We start from the raw sequence: 16385 nt of genomic DNA on the forward strand, positions 1-16385 counted from the left end.
GCCCATCATTAAAAATAATAAAAATGAAAAATGCATTCCATATTTTAACAAAAGAAGAAGTCTCCGAAAAAAATAAAAAGCTCTTCGAGAAGATGGAAAAATCCTTCGGTAAAATCCCCAATCTCTACAATGTAATGGCTTATTCTGAACACGCATTAGAAGCTTATCTCACCTTGGAAGATAGTTCCACCTCTCTTAGCCCTCAAGAAGTAGAGGCTGTCAATCTGGTAGTAAGTCAGGTGAATAATTGCATTTACTGCCTCAGCGCCCACACCCTCATTGCACGGTCAACAGGCATTGGAGAAAATGCGGCCCTGGCCATTAGGGGTGGAACTATTCCTTCCGATCCGAAATTAGATGCCCTGGTAAAGCTCGCCAAAGAGATCACTGAAAAAAAGGGGCAGATTGACCGTAAGCTGTTGACCGCCTTTTTTGAAGCAGGTTATACCAAAGAAAACCTCGTTGATTTAATTATGTTAATTGGTGATAGAACAATCAGCAATTTACTACATGCCGTAACCGAGGTGCCTGTCGACTTTCCCTTGGCCAAAGAACTCGTATAAATAAAGTAGAACGCTATTTAACTTACAAATGAAAAAGAAGAATACAACAGGAAAGTCTTTCCGTTTGATCTATAAAGTGACTCTTTTGTCGATGATGAGTGCAATCATAGCAACGCATACCTTCGGTCAAAATTCGATGCAGGGCGATGAGAAAATGATGAAAAAGGAGGGGAGCGATTTGATGTATAAGGCTCCTGAGTCACCCGAAGATATCAGTCCGTTACTGACAGGCGAAACAATCCCGATGATCACACTGAAAGATGTTTCCGGTAAAGACTTCGAACTCCATCAGGCGGTAGCGACTAAACCCACCATACTTGTTTTCTATCGAGGTGGCTGGTGCCCGTACTGCAGCAAACAACTCGCCGCGTTGCAAGAATTAATGCCCGAGTTGGAAAAAATGGGTTATCAGTTAATTGCAATTAGCACGGACAGCCCGGAAGGATTACAGGCCTCTGCAACAGAAAAGCTTCTGGGTTATACCCTACTTTCCGATGCCGATTTAAATGCATCCAAGCAATTCGGATTAGCTTTTAAGGCTCCGAAAGCGTATTGGGAAATGTTGCCCAAAACCACCGGTGGTATGGATCAAGAGCTCCTATTACCCGTACCTTCCGTCTTTATCCTCGATAAAAGTGGCAAAATACACTATGAGTACATTAATCCCGATTTCAAGCAAAGGCTCAGTACAGAACTATTAAAAGCTGTAACACAAACCCTCTATAAAGAACTATAACATGAAGAACATAAAAATCTGTTTAAGCAGCATCCTGATCATCCCTTTTTGCTTGCTATTGCCAGCCAAGCTCGATGCTCAAATGAAAGAAAAAGCGATGACAACGGAAAGCGAAATCCGGTTTACAGGAGGTAAATGGAAAGATGTAATGGCAAGAGCCAAAAAGAGTGGTCAATATATCTTCGTTGACGCTTATACCTCATGGTGCGCACCTTGTAAACTGTTGAAATCAAAAACCTTCAAAGAGGCCCATGCGGCAAGTTATTACAATACCAATTACATTAACTACCGTATTGACATGGAAAAAGGAGAAGGACCGAAATTAGCCGAAAAGTGGCAGGTAAGCGCCTATCCTACTTTGCTCTTCTTCAGCCCCGAAGGTAAGTTGCTTATGCGGCAAGTGGGCTTTGTTACCGGTGATAAACTCGTTGACTTCGGAAAACAAGCAAAAACAAAAAGCTAGGAAAGAAATTTTGGCATGATAATCCATAGATTTGATAAAAATTGAGCGGTAGACAATGATCAGTGAATACATCGAAAACAGAACATTGGGTCGGTTTGTCATGCATAGCAACAACCGACTGCTCGCAGGGAAGGGTATACGGGAAGGGAACCCCGTCCCTATCAATACATTCGTTTATAATCGCGGAGAATCCCAGCGCGTTATCATCGATGAAATTGAATACATTATGCCCCAAACCTGTATCCTACCCTTGGTAGCCAATCAACACTTTCGGTTTGAACATCCGGAAAATCTAGTTGCTTGGCAATTCAATCGCGAGTTTTATTGCATCGTAGATCATGACGCAGAAGTAGGTTGCGTCGGCTTTCTCTTCTACGGCATTCAGCATCCCATGTTTATTCGATTGGAGCCGGAAGAGGTGAGCGAAATGGAGCATCTAGCGGATGTCTTTTCCCGTGAATTAAAGGTCCGGGATAATTTTCAGGGCGAAATGCTACGGACGCTGCTCAAACGCGTCATCATTAAGGTGACCCGTATTGCCAAGCAACAGCATGAAAGCTATCAGCTGAATCCGGACGAAAAGATGGATATCGTGCGGAAATTTTCCCTTCTCTTGGAAGCAAATTTCAAAACCGAACACGAGGTAAAGTTTTATGCTGCCCTGCTGAATAAATCACCCAAAACCTTAAGTAATGTATTTGCCTTGTTAAAACAGTCGGCCCCCTCAGTTCTTATACGTAACAGAATCATCCTGGAAGCCAAACGCTACCTCCATTATACCGATCGGTCGGCCAAAGAAATTGCCTATGAGCTCGGTTTCGAAAGCCCCGCCCATTTTAGCAAATATTTCAAACAACATACCGGGCATAATATTTCCGAATTCAGAACAACCGAAGAGCGTGATTAAAAGAGCCAAGCTATGATAACTATTGAGATGCCCCTCATACAGGCGATCAGTGAGGAAAATAGAAATTATATTCGATATTTTGATGAAAAACTCGGGCACGTGCCAAACCTCTATCTATCCATGATGCATTCGAATCATGCCTTTCGAAACTTCTATCGCTTTCATGGTCGGAAAACCAGTCTTTCTTTAAAAGAACGTGAAGCCATTAGCCTCGTCATGGCCCAGCTGAACAATTCGCTTTATTGCCTCAGCGCCCATACCATGATTGCCAAACTGAATGGATTTAGTGAGGAGGAAATTATGCAATTACGTGACGGAAAAGCAAATTTCGACACCAAACTTGCTACGCTCGCCCGTTTGGTAAAAAGTATGGCAGTACGCAAAGGTAAAAATATCACCAATGAACTAAATGCCTTCTTCGATGCGGGCTATACGAAAGAGCATCTATTAGATGTCCTAGAAACCATAGGAGAAAGTTATATGAGCAACTTCATGGCAAAAACGATGCAAGTGCCGCTTGATTTTCCAGAGGCACCTGTACTTAAAAAAAATGACGAAGATGAAAATGACGATATTGCATGAATTCTCTCTGCCTTGATTTCGAACCGGACCAGCCTTAAACGAAATCGGCCCAAGCCGCATCCTCTTCATAATCAATCACCGGTACGGCATCATTATTAGCGGTCAGTTGTCCGATCAACATATTCAAATCCATCCCCATATGCTTTTGCGTAATATCTACCAATTCACGGTTAAATCCGGCATCCTGCAACACCACCACCATCTGGAAACAGATTACCCGCGCAATGATCCGGCCAAGCGTTACCAAATCTCGCTTTTTAGGTTGCTCGGGAAAGCTAAAATCTAAACATCCGGCAAAATAAGGGGCAGCCTGTGCCGTCAGTTCATAGCCCTTCAAATAGCGTAGCAGATTCGACTCTTTATTTTTCCGCATCAGTTTGGCAACCGATTCAGCCACTTGTGTATAGAGCATTTCATTCGAACCTTCAAAAATCTGGAAAGGTCGGCTATCCACTACTGCTCTACCCGCTATATGATCCAAGCGGTAACCATTGGCCCCGGCCAGTTGCAGTGCTATCTGTGCCGACTCCTGCATTAAGTCGGTCACCAATGCCTTCACACTGTTCGCATCCACGCCGTTGCCCGAAACATCCTGTTCAATCGAGCTAACTTTAGAACTGTATGAGCACATGGCCGAACAGATCGTGTAGGCGGCCTGAATACGCGATAGCTGAAATTGCACCGCATCCAATTCGTACAAACGCTGGCCTGCAACTACCCTCGTTTTGCAGTGCAGCAACGATTCATCCAGCAATCGTTTAATAAAGCCCATACCCATGCCCGGAAACTGCAATCGACTGCGATGCAAGGTATCCAGCATCAACTTAAGCCCTGTACTTTCCGGAAGCAGACGCTGCGTAGCCGGCACTTCCACATCAATAAGGTTCAAGCCATAAGGAATAGCATATAGGCCTAAGCTGTTATAACGCTCTTTCACGTCGATCTGCTGTTCAGCAAGCGCATTATCGGTGAAGAAAAAGTCGATATCCCGAACCAACTCGCCCTGTTCATTTTTTTTCCGTGCCGCTACCAACCAAAAGTCAGCTGCGCCCGTTAAACCCTGCCAATGTTTTTCGCCCTTAATTCGATAACCGTTTGCTTCTTCCTGATAAAAAGTTTGCATATTAAGTGCATCACTACCATAATCCGGTTCCGTAATCATCAAACCTCCCATCGCCTTGTTTTCCAAAAATCGCCTAAAAACCCGTTCCTGTGCAGCCACATGGCCATATTTTGCAAAAGGCTCCAAAAACAGGGCAATATTAATCCCAAAAATAAGCGAGAGCGATAAGGACTCATAAGACGCTGCAGACAATACGCTCAAACACTCCTTCACCTTCATGCCACGGCCACCATAGTTTTCGGGAATAGCCACGGCAAGCGGTTGCATATCCATAATTTCACTTAAAAAACCAGGTGGCAGTCCCCTTTTCAAACTGAGGGCATTATAGTCATGTTCAGTGTTAAACAAGCTGGCTAAACGCTTCCTGAACGAATTTATAAAGATGTTAAAATTTTGCACTTCACGGGTAATCTCTGCGGTATTGATCATAGGTATATGTTTTATTACAATGAACTCACACAAAGCTACCGATCAGAAACCCAAAAGCCTGTTTGATTCCGTGCAAGGATTAGGACAAATCGTGCATATTATTTTTTTATGGACTGGCGGTATTCGGTAGGTGACATACCTACCAATTTTTTGAACACCCGCGAGAAGTAAGACGGATCCTGAAAATCCAGTTCATAACAGATATCCGACACGCTTTTGCTCGATTCCAGTAACAAAAGCTGTGCGTGCATTACCAACACTTCCAGAATAAGCTGTTTCGATGACTTATTGTACACCATGGAGACACATCGATTTAAATAGTTGGCCGATATAGCAAGCTTGTCGGTATAAAAACCAATCTGTTTCTGTTTCCGGCAATGCTTATGCACCAGTTGCTTAAACAGCGTAGCAATCTCTTGGATTCGGCTGAGGCTATGGTTTGATGCGGAAAGTTTAATAGTTTTCAGCAGCAGGGATTTCAACAAGCTTTCGGCCAGCTCTTTATAAGGTTCACGCGTATGTAGCTCTTCGTAAAGCAGTTGGAAAAGTTGATGGAGCCTCGTACTTTCCTCATCCGTTAAATTCACAAGCGGTGAAATGGTAAAGATGTTCAGAATCTCCTGTTCCCGAAAGATGGAGGTCATCGCACTATCGTTTATCAAGACACAATGGCCCTTTGCCGATGGATCGACTGATTTGATAGCGGCGATGTTGCCATAAGTACTGATAAGGATCGCCGGGGCTTTCACTGTATATACCTTAGATCCAACCTGATGTGCAAAAGAACCCGCGGTGATATGCACCAGCAAATTATAACCAAAAAGGATGGGTGGTACCGGGATCTTGATATACGGCGCAATTTCGCTGAGGCGGAACACCTTTACCGGCGAATGCTGGTAACGCAGGTGATCCATGTTACCCACCATAAATCGTTCTACAAACTCATCTGCATTTACCGGCTTCTCCATAACTGATACAAACTTATATAAAGCAGGCCTTTTGTGCAATCCCCTAATCATTCAAATTAGACAAACGGTTGCGTTCCCAAAATAGTTGTTTACATTAAATACTTTTTTTAGCATTGTAAGTATTAATACCAAAAGCCAATTACAAACGCTACTGTAACAAGGTAGTATATCAGGTACTCGCAATCTTCATGTTTTGCAGAAAAGAAGCCAAAATCAGATGGAAGAAAAAAAAGTTCAAACACGGATTCTATCGCTCGATGTCATGCGCGGGCTCATTATGATCTTATTGGCCGCGGAAAGTTGCGAGCTCTATACGGCCTTATCCTCAACCTATTCAAGCGGATGGCCACAGGGTATCATACATCATTTTTTTCATCACGAGTGGCATGGGCTCTATTTTTGGGATCTGGTGCAGCCCGCCTTTATGTTCATTGCCGGTACCTCACTGTATCTGTCCTTTCAACGTAAACAAGCCGCTGGTGTCAGTTGGTCGGCGCACTTTAAAAGCGTTGCTTGGCGTTCGGCAAAGCTTTTCCTTTGTGGCGTTGCCTTGCATTGCGTGTACAGTGGCAAACTCGTTTGGGAACTCTGGAACGTACTAACCCAATTGGCTTTTACAACCATCATCGCTTATCTGATCATCCGTTGGTCCTTTCTTCAGCAATTGCTATTCAGTCTTTTTTTGCTGCTGCTTACCGATATCCTTTATCGTTTTACCACCATACCAGGATATGATCAGCCTTTCGTATTGGGGAAAAACTTCGGCACTTACATCGATATGCTCGTAATGGGCAAAGATAATGATGGTGGTTGGGTAACCATCAACTTCATCCCAACCGCCGCCCATACCATTTGGGGTGTCCTTGCAGGAAAAGTCCTATCAAGCGTCTCCAACGATGTGGCAAAAAGCAAGCAATTAATCCTTGCTTCCCTAAGCTGTCTGCTCATAGGTTATATGCTAGATTGGACGTTGCTCAGCCCTATCATCAAACGCATCAGCACGCCCGGTTTTGTATTCGTTTCCGGTGGTTATATATTGGCCATACTTGCCTTCTTCCGGTGGTTGATTGATGTTAAAGGATACCAATCAGGTGCCTGGATTTTTGTGGTGGTTGGTATGAACCCCATTTTCATCTATCTATTTTTTGAAACCGTTGGCAAGCAATGGTTCAATGGCATCGTGCATCTATTTGTCGGCGGAGGGCTTCACCTCCTCGGTTTACCGGCTGATCCAACGGCTATCCTTGTTGCTATTGCTACCCTGTTTTGCGAATGGTATTTATGCTATTGGCTTTATCAGAAACGTATCTTTTTTAAATTATAGTTTTCTTTTATCAACCTGCGATGTGTTACCTCTTGCTGCTTTACAAAAACACGTACGACTTTTTGTTGTACAGCACATTTTTATGTAGGAGTTTAACCTTCATGACGCACAGAAGCTGTTTTTATGATCAACGCAAGTTGTAACAATAACGAACACTTTCCTGTTCGCTATCGTTACAATTACCGCATCTCAAAATCGCTATAATACACTAATAATAAACAATATAACTGTTTGGAACAAAGATTGAAGTGTGGAAATCACTTGTTTAAATTGTATTAATATGTTTAAGAATTATTTTAAGATAGCCGGTCGCAACCTCCTTCGCAATAAGGGCTACGCAGCCATCAATATTATTGGCTTGGCTGTGGGTATTGCCGTTTGCATGCTGATTTTTATCATTATACAATTTCAGACGAGCTTCGATAATTTTCATACCAAAAAAGATCGTATCTATCGTGTATTAACTGAATATCCCCAAACAGATGCAGCCAGTGTATCGTATGGAAAAGGCGTTCCCTTCCCGCTGCCCAAAGGATTACGGACAACCTTCCCCGAATTAGAACAGGTGGCACCGATCTATGCAAGCCATAATGATCAGTTACAGGTATTAGACGTAAACGGAAATCCGGTGAAGAGTTTTAAAGAGCAGAGTGGTGTGTTTTATACAACCCCCTCGTTCTTCAACATCTTTGATTTTCCGCTACTTGCCGGTTCTTATGCGTCCCTGAAAGATCCGAACCATGTATTACTTACCAAAGAGATTGCAGAAAAATACTTCGGCGATTGGAAGACAGCCATCGGCAAAAGTCTCAAAATAATCGTATCGTATCGCGTCGGCGCAGGCTTGTTTCAATCCCCACCGGTCGCACTGAAAGTTTCCGGCATCCTCGCCAATATACCCGCTAATACAGATTTCCAGCTAAAGCTCGTCATTGCCTTCGGAACGGATTTTACCGGCGATGAACAATACGGATTGCAGATTCCTGATTGGAAGGCCACAGCACCTGAATTTGGTTGCTACGTTCTATTGCCTCCTCATATAGCCGTCGACAATTTTAATCAGCAATTAAGTGATTACGCGCAAAAGGTGCAAGCGCCCGATCATAAGGACAGCTACCTTATACAACCATTGGATGCCGTGCATTATGATACACAAACAGGCAATTACAGCAACAAAACCATCAGTCGCGAACTGATCAATGTATTGTGGTTAATCTCTGCATTTATTCTGTTAATTGCCTGCGTCAATTTTATCAATCTTTCTACTGCCCAAGCGGTAAACCGTGCCAAAGAAGTCGGCGTAAGAAAGGTTTTAGGTAGCAGTAAATCGCAGTTGCAAATCCAATTCATCGTTGAAACCTTTTTGATCGTTAGCTTCGCTGTCGTACTTGCAAGCCTTATCAGCGTACTGGCCCTGTCATCTATCAACCAATTGCTTGAACTTTCCCTGCCATTTAATATACTCGGCAGCCCTTCTGTTATCTTATTTCTCCTAACGGTAACCCTAGTGGTAACTGCGCTGGCAGGATTTTATCCTTCGCTGGTATTGTCCCGCTTTAATCCGGTTAATGCCTTAAAGAGCAAACTTACGGCAAGTACCACAAAGGGCATTTCACTGAGACGAGCGCTCGTTGTGTTTCAATTTATCATTGCACAGGCACTGATCATCGGCACATTGGTCATTGTGAAGCAGATGAATTTTTTCATGAATCAGCCTTTGGGTTTCGATAAAGAAGCTATTGTAAACATTCCGTTCCGCCCCGATAGCACCGGCACCAAATTAACGGATTATTTAAGGCAGCAATTATTGTCTGTAAATGGTGTGCAGGCGGTAAGTTTCAGCTCCCATACACCGGCTGAAAATGATAATGATTTATGGACCGAACTAAAATTTGACCATGCAATCAAAGAGGCAGGCTTCCAGGCCATAACCAAGTTCGTCGATAATGAATATGTGCCCGCTTATCAATTACAGCTGATAGCGGGAAGAAACTTGCAAGCCTCCGGCATGACAAGGGAATTCCTGGTGAACGAAGCGCTGGTAAAAAGTTTGGGATTAAAAAGTCCCGAAGAAATATTGGGTAAAGAAATAAGCATGTTTGGCGACGTCATAAAATGCCCTGTTGTTGGTGTAGTGAAAGATTTTAACGATCGGTCTTTTCACCACCATCTTGCGCCTTTACTTATGGCAACAAACAGCACCATGTACCGTCAGGCAGGAATAAAGCTAACAACTTCCAATATTTCATCCACCATGCAAGCGATCAAAAAAATATGGGAGCAGGCATTTCCGGATTACGTTTATGAATATAAGTTTCTCGACGAAAAAATTGGAGACTTTTACAAACAGGAAAATCAATTAGCTGTCCTATATAAAATTTTTGCCGCTATTGCCATCTTCCTGAGCTGTTTAGGCCTATATGGTTTAGCCTCCTTTATGGCCGTGCAGCGAATCAAGGAAGTAGGTATCCGTAAAGTACTGGGAGCCAGTACAGGTAACATTGTTTATTTGTTTTCAAAGGAATTTATCGTACTGATTGCTATCGCCTTTGCTATAGCCACTCCTATCGCCTGGTACTATATGCACCAATGGCTGCAGGATTATGCCTATCGAATCCATGTTAGTTGGTGGCTGTTTGCCATTGGCGGATTGACGGCCGTAGTTATAGCCCTTGTAACCATCAGCTTTCAGGCAATCAAAGCGGCCGTTGCCAATCCGGTAAAAAGCTTGAGGAGTGAATAGTATCTGAGATAGGTTATAAGTTATAAGCTTTAAGTTGTACGCTTTTACTTTGTTTATCGAGGCAAGTTATCGTATCTTGCAGGTATAAACCCGATGTATCAACGGACGCAAAAAACTACCATTATGCTAACGGATATAAACCCCAAGTTGCCGATGCGGAACAAAGCCGCGACAAAAGATTATTACCTTAAGGAACTCGGTTTCGAGGAATTCGGCAGTGCCGACTATCCTGATTATTTAATGATTGAGAAGGATCATATACAAATTCATTTCTTTTTGTTTGAAGAACTGGATCCTAAAACGAATTACGGACAGATTTATATCCGAACAGACAATATTGAAGAATTATATGAATCTCTTCTGGCCAATAAAGTAAGTATACATCCCCTAGCACCCTTGCAAACCAAGCCCTGGGGACAGAAAGAATTTTCATTGCTGGATCCCGATAATAATCTGCTAACATTTGGACAAAGCTCATCCTAGCAAGCCCTTTATATAATGATTAGACACCACCATTAGCTTAAATAAAAATTAATCCTATATTAGTATCATACATAAAAAATATTTTCATGAAATCTAGTATCCATTCAGGTGTTCAGCGAATATTCGCTATCCTTTTCATTCTGACTAATGTCAGCTTAATTGCCTGCGCTCAAAGTCCTAAAAAAAGCGCGGAAGGTAAAATCGGCGGTGCAACCGTATCCATACAGTACAGCAGCCCAAGTGTTAAGGGGAGAACCATATGGGGAGAACTGGTGCCCTATGACAAAATCTGGCGAGCAGGGGCTAATGCCGCTACGGTTTTTACAACCGATAAGGACCTAAAAGTAGAAGGCAAAAAACTACCCGCCGGAAGCTACAGCTTATTTGCCATCCCGGGCAAATCATCATGGACGATCATTTTCAACTCACAGACTGGGCAACCCGGCACCAAAAAGGGTGGCGAGGCCAACTTAGATCGTGCCAATGATGTATTAACCATTAATGTTAAACCGGTAAGCAATACCATGACGGAGGCCCTGACGTATGAAGTCAACAGTGACGGAATCGCCCTGATATGGGAGAAAGTAAAGGTTCCGATAAAAATAAAATAGTATAGCAAAGAAGCTGTTTAAACCAGCTTCTTTCTATTTTTTAAACATAGGCGTACCTGCCACGTTATATTGCAAATTCTACCGGCGTGGAGCACTAGCAATCAAAACGGAACAGTGGATCAGCACTTTCATTACAAATTTGTGGATCCGGAAGAGGCCCTTGCCGATTTCGTAGAAAGTATTGGCTTCTTTCATAATCCGGCCCGGCAGCCAAAAGAAGTGGTTGTATTACCCGACGGACGGGTCGATTTATTTTTCACACAAACGGCATCCGCCCCTTTTCGGGTAATGTTGATGGGTTTGGAAACCTTTCCTGAACAAAGAAGCGTTCCGCCCCAAATGCGCACGTTCGTTATCAGCTTTAAACCCTTAGCCGTTGAATATATCTTACAGAAGCCCATCGCCGATTTTTTGAACAGTGCCCAAGATCTACCCCCTGATTTTTGGCATTTTAATGCAGGTGACTTCAAAGATTTTGACACCTTTTATAAAAAAGCATCTCAAACCCTTCGAGCATTTCTTCCCGAGAAAATTGACGCAAGAAAACAAAAGCTCTTCGAGCTAATCTACGCCACCAAGGGAGAAATGAGCGTTAAAGAACTTTCAGAGAACGTAGGCTGGAGCAGTCGGCAAATCAATCGGTATTTCCAACATCAATTCGGCCTTCCGCTAAAAGCCTATTGCAACATCCTTCGTTTCAGGACCTCCCTAGCACATATTGCACAGGGCAAGCTATTTCCCGAGCTCAACTTTACAGACCAAAACCATTTTATCAAAGAGATTAAAAAATTCGCCGGCGTAGTTCCCAAAGAACTGTCCAAAAACCAAAACGACCGATTTGTACTATTATCCGTTTTAAAACAGCAATAATTTTGTGCCATTAAATACAATGGTATGGAACTGAATAACAAGCAAATTGCTATTGTTGGCGGTGGCCCCGGCGGGCTCACTTTAGCTCGGCTACTACAGCTAAAAGGCGCCAATGTAAACGTATATGAAAGAGATTTCGACAAAAATGCCCGCGTACAGGGCGCACCGCTCGACTTGCATGAAGACGCCGGATTGGCGGCTTTGCGTAAAGCAGAGTTATTGGATGCGTTTAAAAAGAATTTCCTTCGCGGGGCAGATAAAAAGGTCATCACCAATGCCCATGCCGAAATCCTCTTTAGCGATCACGACGCCAAACCCGAAGAGAATTTCGGTGCGGATTATTTCCGTCCGGAGATAGACCGCGGCCCGCTAAGAAATCTATTGCTCACATCGTTAAAACCCGAAACGGTTGTGTGGAATAGCCATTTTATTTCCATGGAGACGGAAGGCGAAGGCTGGCGGCTACATTTCAAAAATGGGATCTCCGTTTATGCCGATATTGTGATTGCTGCCGACGGCGCCAATTCAAAAATTCGCCCTTACATCACCGAGATCAAACCTTTCTATTCAGGCATTGTCATGCTAGAAGGCAATATACACAAGGCAAAAGAAACAACACCTGCTATGGCAGCCTTATTCAATGGCGGCAAAGTAATGGCTTTCGGCAACGGTAAGTGTATATTGGGCGGTCAAAAAGGCAATGGCGACCTGGGTTTTTACGCCAGCTTCAAAGCCGATGAGCTATGGCCGCAAAATTGTGGTTTGGATTATAACGATACGAGCCGGATGCTGGATTGGTTTAAAAAGGAATATCCCGGATGGAGTGCTATTTGGAATGAACTCTTCGAAAATGTTGTGCCCCCTTTCATTCCGCGGCCTATCTATTGCATGCCTTTAAACCAGCACTGGGAAACCAAAACCAACCTTACCATGCTGGGCGATGCCGCACACGTGATGCCGCCATTTGCCGGTGAAGGGGTTAACATGGCCATGCGTGATGCCCTGGAGCTGAGCGAATGCTTAACATCCGGCAAATTCAGCACCCTGCAAGCAGCCCTCTCGTTTTACGAAGCGAATATGCGCAAACGAGCCTCAAAAGCCGCTCGGGAGTCGCTCGAAAATGGTGAGACGATGCATTCCGAGCATGCATTGGAAAAAATGTTAGCTTTCTTTAGCGGGCACAGGTAACTAGAAAAAGCATCAAAGTGCTTCAACCGGTTGGTTTTGTAATAATTCAGTGCCCCATTGGTCTATCACCTTTATTACCGGAATCAATGATTCTCCAAAATCCGTTAGAAAATATTCCACCTTCGGCGGCAATTCAGGATATACTACCCGTCTGATAACACCACGCTCTTCCAGCTCTTTTAATTGCTGGTTGAGCACTTTTCTGGTGGCCAGCGGATTGAGTCGTTGCAATTGGCTGGGCCGCCTGTTTCCGTTCATGATGTTAAAAATAAGGCAGGGCTTCCACTTCCCACCTATAATATCCATGGTTGCTGCCACGCCACAATCTATATTTTTTGGAATCTTACGTTCGTACATAGCCTGCTGGTATTTATATACAAAGGTAAAACAATTTGTTATTTTATAGCCATAGGTACTTTTTTGTACCTATGCTACAATCAAGTACGTACTTGTTTATCAGATCCTACGACCCTAGATTTGCATTCTAATTCTTGCGCGCAGAATTCAACTTTTTAATTTAAACAGCATTAACAATGAAGATTAAACGTTCAAAACTCCTATTCGGCACCTTATTCAGCCTCTTTGTAGGCATTCATGCCGAGCTGCCCGCACAACAAAGATCCCCTTACTTAAAGCAGCCCAGTAGCTACGAAATGGTATTGGGCGACGTTAAAATCACCGCACTCTCAGATGGCAGTGTCAATCAAGTTCTTAAAGACCTGTTGATAAACACTACCGATGAAGAAATTGACCACCTTACTGCTGAGAACTTTCAAACCGACGAAAACGAAGCGTCTGTAAACGCCTATTTATTTAAATTAGATAACAAACTGATGATGGTAGATGCCGGAACGGCAGATTTATACGGACCGTCTTTAGGCTTTCTACCCCGCAACCTTTTGAAAGCAGGTTATGATCCGAAGCAAATTGATGTGATTCTGGTGACGCATATTCATACCGATCATACCGGTGGACTGATGGATGGCGACAAAATGGTTTTCCCCAATGCTACGGTATATGTCAGCAAACCCGAACTGGACTTTTGGTTAGGCGAGGAAAGTTATAAAAACGCTCCGGCCGATAAGAAAGTATATTTCGAGCAAGCGCGGGAAAGAATCCTGCCCTATTTGAACGCGGGAAAGGTCAAAACCTTTGCGTTTGGGAAAGAATTATTTCCAGGTCTGACGCCTGTAGCTGCTCAAGGACATACGCCAGGGCATACCTTTTATCAGCTAATCAGCAAAAATGAAAAAATCATGTTCTGGGGTGATCTATTGCATTCTGCCGCCGTACAATTCCCCAATCCTGAAGTAAGAATTGTTTACGACATCAATCCAGAGCAGGCTGCAATGACACGTAAAAAGGCTTTCGCCGATGCCGCTCAACATAAATACTGGATTGCGGCAGATCACCTCTCCTATCCAGGTATTGGCCATATCAAAAAGGAAGGAAATGGTTATCGCTGGTATCCCATCAACTATACAATCGACCCAACAGGCAAGGGACAGTAAAACAAAAAAATGAGACACATGAAGTATTGGATTTGCGTTGCCGCTGTTTTTCTTCTTTTCAGGAATCTTTCAGCCCAAACGACGCACGAAGACAAAAAAGCAACGATTGCACATTTTTTCAATGAGTCGCTAACAAATGCGCCTATACCGGCCCATCTGCACGATTTAACCAAACAGATCGGCCACCGGATTTCCGGCTCACCACAGGCAGAAGCAGCCGTGCACTGGATCAAGATGCAGCTGGAAGCATTAAGGCCCGACAGCGTCTATTTACAAGCCGTTAACATTCCGGTATGGAAAAGAGGCCCAAAAGAGAAGGCTTTCATCCAAACGGCCGGTCATAGCTTGCAACAAATGCAGGTACTCGCCCTTGGTGGATCGGTGGCCACCAAGGGCACCTTGCGTGCCGAAGTTGTGGAGGTAAAATCATGGGCGGAATTGTCGGCCTTACCGGCCGATAAAGTAAAAGGCAAATTTGTTTTCTACAACCGCGCTATGGATCCCACTAAAATAGATCCATTTGAAGCCTACCTAGAAGCTGTTGATCAGCGCTCCATAGGCGCCATTGAAGCTGCCAAAAAAGGGGCTGTAGGCGCCTTAGTGCGTTCACTAACACTTGCCAAGGATGATTATCCACATACCGGCGCCATGCAGTATGCGAATGGAATCAGCAAAATCCCGGCTGCCGCACTCGGCACACGCAGCGCCGACCTACTGAGCCAAAAGCTTAAAGACCGTCCCGCGCTCCGATTCTCTTTAGAGATGCACTGCAGCACCTTGCCCGAGATTGTTTCGAACAATGTCATTGCCGAAATAACCGGGGCCGAATTCCCGGATGAATTCATCACCATCGGTGCACATATTGATTCGTGGGATGTAGGCGAAGGTGCCAGCGACGATGCCACGGGTATTGTACAGACCATCGAGGCGCTGCGCTTATTTAAAACCTTAGCGTCCAAACCCAAACGAAGCATTCGCTTTATCTTCTATATGAACGAGGAATCCGGTGCCCATGGCGGCAGTAAATATGCGTCTGCGGCAAGAGAAAATGAGGAGAAACACCTTGCATCCATCGAGTCTGACGCCGGCGGCTTTCAACCGGTTGGATTTCGTATTGATGGCGACCCACAAGCCGTGGATCAGATCACGGCTTATAGTTCGCTTTTATCCCAATATGGCATGGGACGTATCCTTCCGAAGCATAGAGGCGTAGACATTGTCGCCATGAAAGATTTATCCAGGGTATTACTGAGTTTAGATTGTGAATCGCATCGGCTGTTTGACATTCACCATAGCGAATTAGACACCCTTGATAAGCTCAATTACAGGGAAGTGACCTTAGGAGCGGTGGCCATGACCGTGATGGCCTTCCTGATAAGCGAGTACGGTTTGTAAAAAACAATAAAATGATTTATCTCCATGAAAACTAACATCTTAACAACCTGTTTAGCGCTATGTTACAGCGTCATATGCTTGCAACTAAGTGCACAAACAAAAACAGACGAAGTGCTAAAGCCCTATAGCGATTACGTGGTGCAGCAAGGAGTCGTCTATACATCCGGCCTATTAGGCTTAGACGCGGCAGGCCGCATCCCGCCAACATTCGAACAAGAAGTGCTCCAGCTATTTGGCAATTTAGATCAGGTGCTAAGCACGGCCAACAGCAGTAAAGAAAAGATTTTCAGCGTAACGGTTTATTTGAGCAGCATGACTCACTTCAACACCTTCAATCGGCTATATACTGCTCATTTCAAAGCACCCTACCCGGTGCGGACTTGTATAGCCGTACAAGAACTTGCCAGAAACGCACACATTGAAATAAGTGCCATGGCAAGGTTGTAGTCTTCATAAACCCTTTTTACTCCATCTACCTACGCTTCCGGA

At 44.0% G+C, this 16385-nt stretch carries 17 protein-coding genes; 14 read left to right on the plus strand and 3 right to left on the minus strand.

Annotated elements, in window-relative coordinates; genetic code table 11:
- The first annotated feature begins 23 nt into the window (after positions 1-23).
- From ACH11B_RS04025 to ACH11B_RS04045, 5 genes are read left to right on the plus strand one after another with little or no spacing between them, the layout of a single operon-like run.
- Positions 24-563 (plus strand): carboxymuconolactone decarboxylase family protein, encoded by a 540-nt coding sequence (locus ACH11B_RS04025; protein WP_377611704.1) that lies wholly within the window; start codon positions 24-26, stop codon positions 561-563.
- Positions 564-591: 28 nt separating this feature from the next.
- A complete protein-coding gene (locus ACH11B_RS04030) occupies positions 592-1299 on the plus strand; it encodes a peroxiredoxin-like family protein (RefSeq protein ID WP_377611706.1) in 708 nt (235 codons plus the stop codon).
- Position 1300: 1 nt separating this feature from the next.
- On the plus strand, positions 1301-1762 hold the full coding sequence (locus ACH11B_RS04035) for a thioredoxin family protein (protein WP_289554380.1): 462 nt from the start codon (positions 1301-1303) through the stop codon (positions 1760-1762).
- A gap of 55 nt (positions 1763-1817) precedes the next feature.
- Complete coding sequence (locus ACH11B_RS04040) at positions 1818-2669, plus strand: AraC family transcriptional regulator (RefSeq protein ID WP_130855062.1); 852 nt, start codon at positions 1818-1820, stop codon at positions 2667-2669.
- Positions 2670-2681: 12 nt separating this feature from the next.
- Complete coding sequence (locus ACH11B_RS04045; RefSeq protein ID WP_130855061.1) at positions 2682-3251, plus strand: carboxymuconolactone decarboxylase family protein; 570 nt, start codon at positions 2682-2684, stop codon at positions 3249-3251.
- Positions 3252-3285: 34 nt separating this feature from the next.
- On the opposite strand, the gene ACH11B_RS04050 is transcribed toward ACH11B_RS04045, so the two are convergent.
- Together ACH11B_RS04050 and ACH11B_RS04055 are read right to left on the minus strand one after the other, a co-directional pair.
- Positions 3286-4803 (minus strand): acyl-CoA dehydrogenase family protein, encoded by a 1518-nt coding sequence (locus ACH11B_RS04050; RefSeq protein ID WP_149104991.1) that lies wholly within the window; start codon positions 4801-4803, stop codon positions 3286-3288.
- Between the two features lie 98 nt (positions 4804-4901).
- A complete protein-coding gene (locus ACH11B_RS04055) occupies positions 4902-5771 on the minus strand; it encodes a helix-turn-helix domain-containing protein (protein ID WP_377611709.1) in 870 nt (289 codons plus the stop codon).
- Positions 5772-5988: 217 nt separating this feature from the next.
- On the opposite strand from ACH11B_RS04055, the gene ACH11B_RS04060 reads away from it, so the two are divergent.
- From ACH11B_RS04060 to ACH11B_RS04085, 6 genes are all read left to right on the plus strand, one after another.
- Positions 5989-7095 carry an acyltransferase family protein gene (locus ACH11B_RS04060; protein WP_377611711.1) on the plus strand — a complete coding sequence of 369 codons (1107 nt, stop codon included), beginning with the start codon at positions 5989-5991 and terminating at the stop codon, positions 7093-7095.
- A 280-nt stretch (positions 7096-7375) separates the two neighbouring features.
- Positions 7376-9838: an ABC transporter permease gene (locus ACH11B_RS04065; protein WP_377611714.1), complete on the plus strand. Its 2463-nt coding sequence runs from the start codon at positions 7376-7378 to the stop codon at positions 9836-9838.
- A 123-nt stretch (positions 9839-9961) separates the two neighbouring features.
- Positions 9962-10321 carry a VOC family protein gene (locus tag ACH11B_RS04070; RefSeq protein ID WP_149104994.1) on the plus strand — a complete coding sequence of 120 codons (360 nt, stop codon included), beginning with the start codon at positions 9962-9964 and terminating at the stop codon, positions 10319-10321.
- 86 nt (positions 10322-10407) lie between these two features.
- Positions 10408-10932, plus strand: a complete 525-nt coding sequence (locus ACH11B_RS04075) for a DUF2911 domain-containing protein (RefSeq protein ID WP_377611716.1) — start codon at positions 10408-10410, stop codon at positions 10930-10932.
- A 114-nt stretch (positions 10933-11046) separates the two neighbouring features.
- Positions 11047-11802: an AraC family transcriptional regulator gene (locus ACH11B_RS04080; RefSeq protein WP_130855053.1), complete on the plus strand. Its 756-nt coding sequence runs from the start codon at positions 11047-11049 to the stop codon at positions 11800-11802.
- Between the two features lie 24 nt (positions 11803-11826).
- Positions 11827-12990, plus strand: a complete 1164-nt coding sequence (locus tag ACH11B_RS04085; protein ID WP_377611718.1) for an FAD-dependent oxidoreductase — start codon at positions 11827-11829, stop codon at positions 12988-12990.
- 12 nt (positions 12991-13002) lie between these two features.
- Here ACH11B_RS04085 and ACH11B_RS04090 read toward each other — a convergent pair whose 3' ends face one another.
- A complete protein-coding gene (locus ACH11B_RS04090) occupies positions 13003-13347 on the minus strand; it encodes a helix-turn-helix domain-containing protein (RefSeq protein WP_013664135.1) in 345 nt (114 codons plus the stop codon).
- Between the two features lie 176 nt (positions 13348-13523).
- On the opposite strand from ACH11B_RS04090, the gene ACH11B_RS04095 reads away from it, so the two are divergent.
- The 3 genes from ACH11B_RS04095 to ACH11B_RS04105 are packed head-to-tail and all read left to right on the plus strand — an operon-like array spanning position 13524 to position 16343.
- A complete protein-coding gene (locus ACH11B_RS04095) occupies positions 13524-14501 on the plus strand; it encodes an MBL fold metallo-hydrolase (RefSeq protein WP_289554387.1) in 978 nt (325 codons plus the stop codon).
- 18 nt (positions 14502-14519) lie between these two features.
- Positions 14520-15896: a M20/M25/M40 family metallo-hydrolase gene (locus ACH11B_RS04100; protein WP_289554388.1), complete on the plus strand. Its 1377-nt coding sequence runs from the start codon at positions 14520-14522 to the stop codon at positions 15894-15896.
- 24 nt (positions 15897-15920) lie between these two features.
- On the plus strand, positions 15921-16343 hold the full coding sequence (locus ACH11B_RS04105) for a RidA family protein (RefSeq protein ID WP_289554389.1): 423 nt from the start codon (positions 15921-15923) through the stop codon (positions 16341-16343).
- The last annotated feature ends 42 nt before the right edge of the window (positions 16344-16385 follow it).

Origin of the sequence: Olivibacter sp. EAT-5 (genome assembly GCF_044784325.1) — a bacterium.
Lineage (GTDB): Bacteria > Bacteroidota > Bacteroidia > Sphingobacteriales > Sphingobacteriaceae > Olivibacter > Olivibacter oleidegradans.

Excerpts from the sequence above, each read along its gene's own strand:
- ACH11B_RS04025 (WP_377611704.1), top strand. The coding sequence starts at position 24 with ATGAAAAATGCATTCCATATTTTAACAAAAGAAGAAGTCTCCGAAAAA.
- ACH11B_RS04030 (WP_377611706.1), top strand. The coding sequence starts at position 592 with ATGAAAAAGAAGAATACAACAGGAAAGTCTTTCCGTTTGATCTATAAA.
- ACH11B_RS04035 (WP_289554380.1), top strand. The coding sequence starts at position 1,301 with ATGAAGAACATAAAAATCTGTTTAAGCAGCATCCTGATCATCCCTTTT.
- ACH11B_RS04040 (WP_130855062.1), top strand. The coding sequence starts at position 1,818 with ATGATCAGTGAATACATCGAAAACAGAACATTGGGTCGGTTTGTCATG.
- ACH11B_RS04045 (WP_130855061.1), top strand. The coding sequence starts at position 2,682 with ATGATAACTATTGAGATGCCCCTCATACAGGCGATCAGTGAGGAAAAT.
- ACH11B_RS04050 (WP_149104991.1), bottom strand. The coding sequence starts at position 4,803 with ATGATCAATACCGCAGAGATTACCCGTGAAGTGCAAAATTTTAACATC.
- ACH11B_RS04055 (WP_377611709.1), bottom strand. The coding sequence starts at position 5,771 with ATGGAGAAGCCGGTAAATGCAGATGAGTTTGTAGAACGATTTATGGTG.
- ACH11B_RS04060 (WP_377611711.1), top strand. The coding sequence starts at position 5,989 with ATGGAAGAAAAAAAAGTTCAAACACGGATTCTATCGCTCGATGTCATG.
- ACH11B_RS04065 (WP_377611714.1), top strand. The coding sequence starts at position 7,376 with ATGTTTAAGAATTATTTTAAGATAGCCGGTCGCAACCTCCTTCGCAAT.
- ACH11B_RS04070 (WP_149104994.1), top strand. The coding sequence starts at position 9,962 with ATGCTAACGGATATAAACCCCAAGTTGCCGATGCGGAACAAAGCCGCG.
- ACH11B_RS04075 (WP_377611716.1), top strand. The coding sequence starts at position 10,408 with ATGAAATCTAGTATCCATTCAGGTGTTCAGCGAATATTCGCTATCCTT.
- ACH11B_RS04085 (WP_377611718.1), top strand. The coding sequence starts at position 11,827 with ATGGAACTGAATAACAAGCAAATTGCTATTGTTGGCGGTGGCCCCGGC.
- ACH11B_RS04090 (WP_013664135.1), bottom strand. The coding sequence starts at position 13,347 with ATGTACGAACGTAAGATTCCAAAAAATATAGATTGTGGCGTGGCAGCA.
- ACH11B_RS04095 (WP_289554387.1), top strand. The coding sequence starts at position 13,524 with ATGAAGATTAAACGTTCAAAACTCCTATTCGGCACCTTATTCAGCCTC.
- ACH11B_RS04100 (WP_289554388.1), top strand. The coding sequence starts at position 14,520 with ATGAAGTATTGGATTTGCGTTGCCGCTGTTTTTCTTCTTTTCAGGAAT.
- ACH11B_RS04105 (WP_289554389.1), top strand. The coding sequence starts at position 15,921 with ATGAAAACTAACATCTTAACAACCTGTTTAGCGCTATGTTACAGCGTC.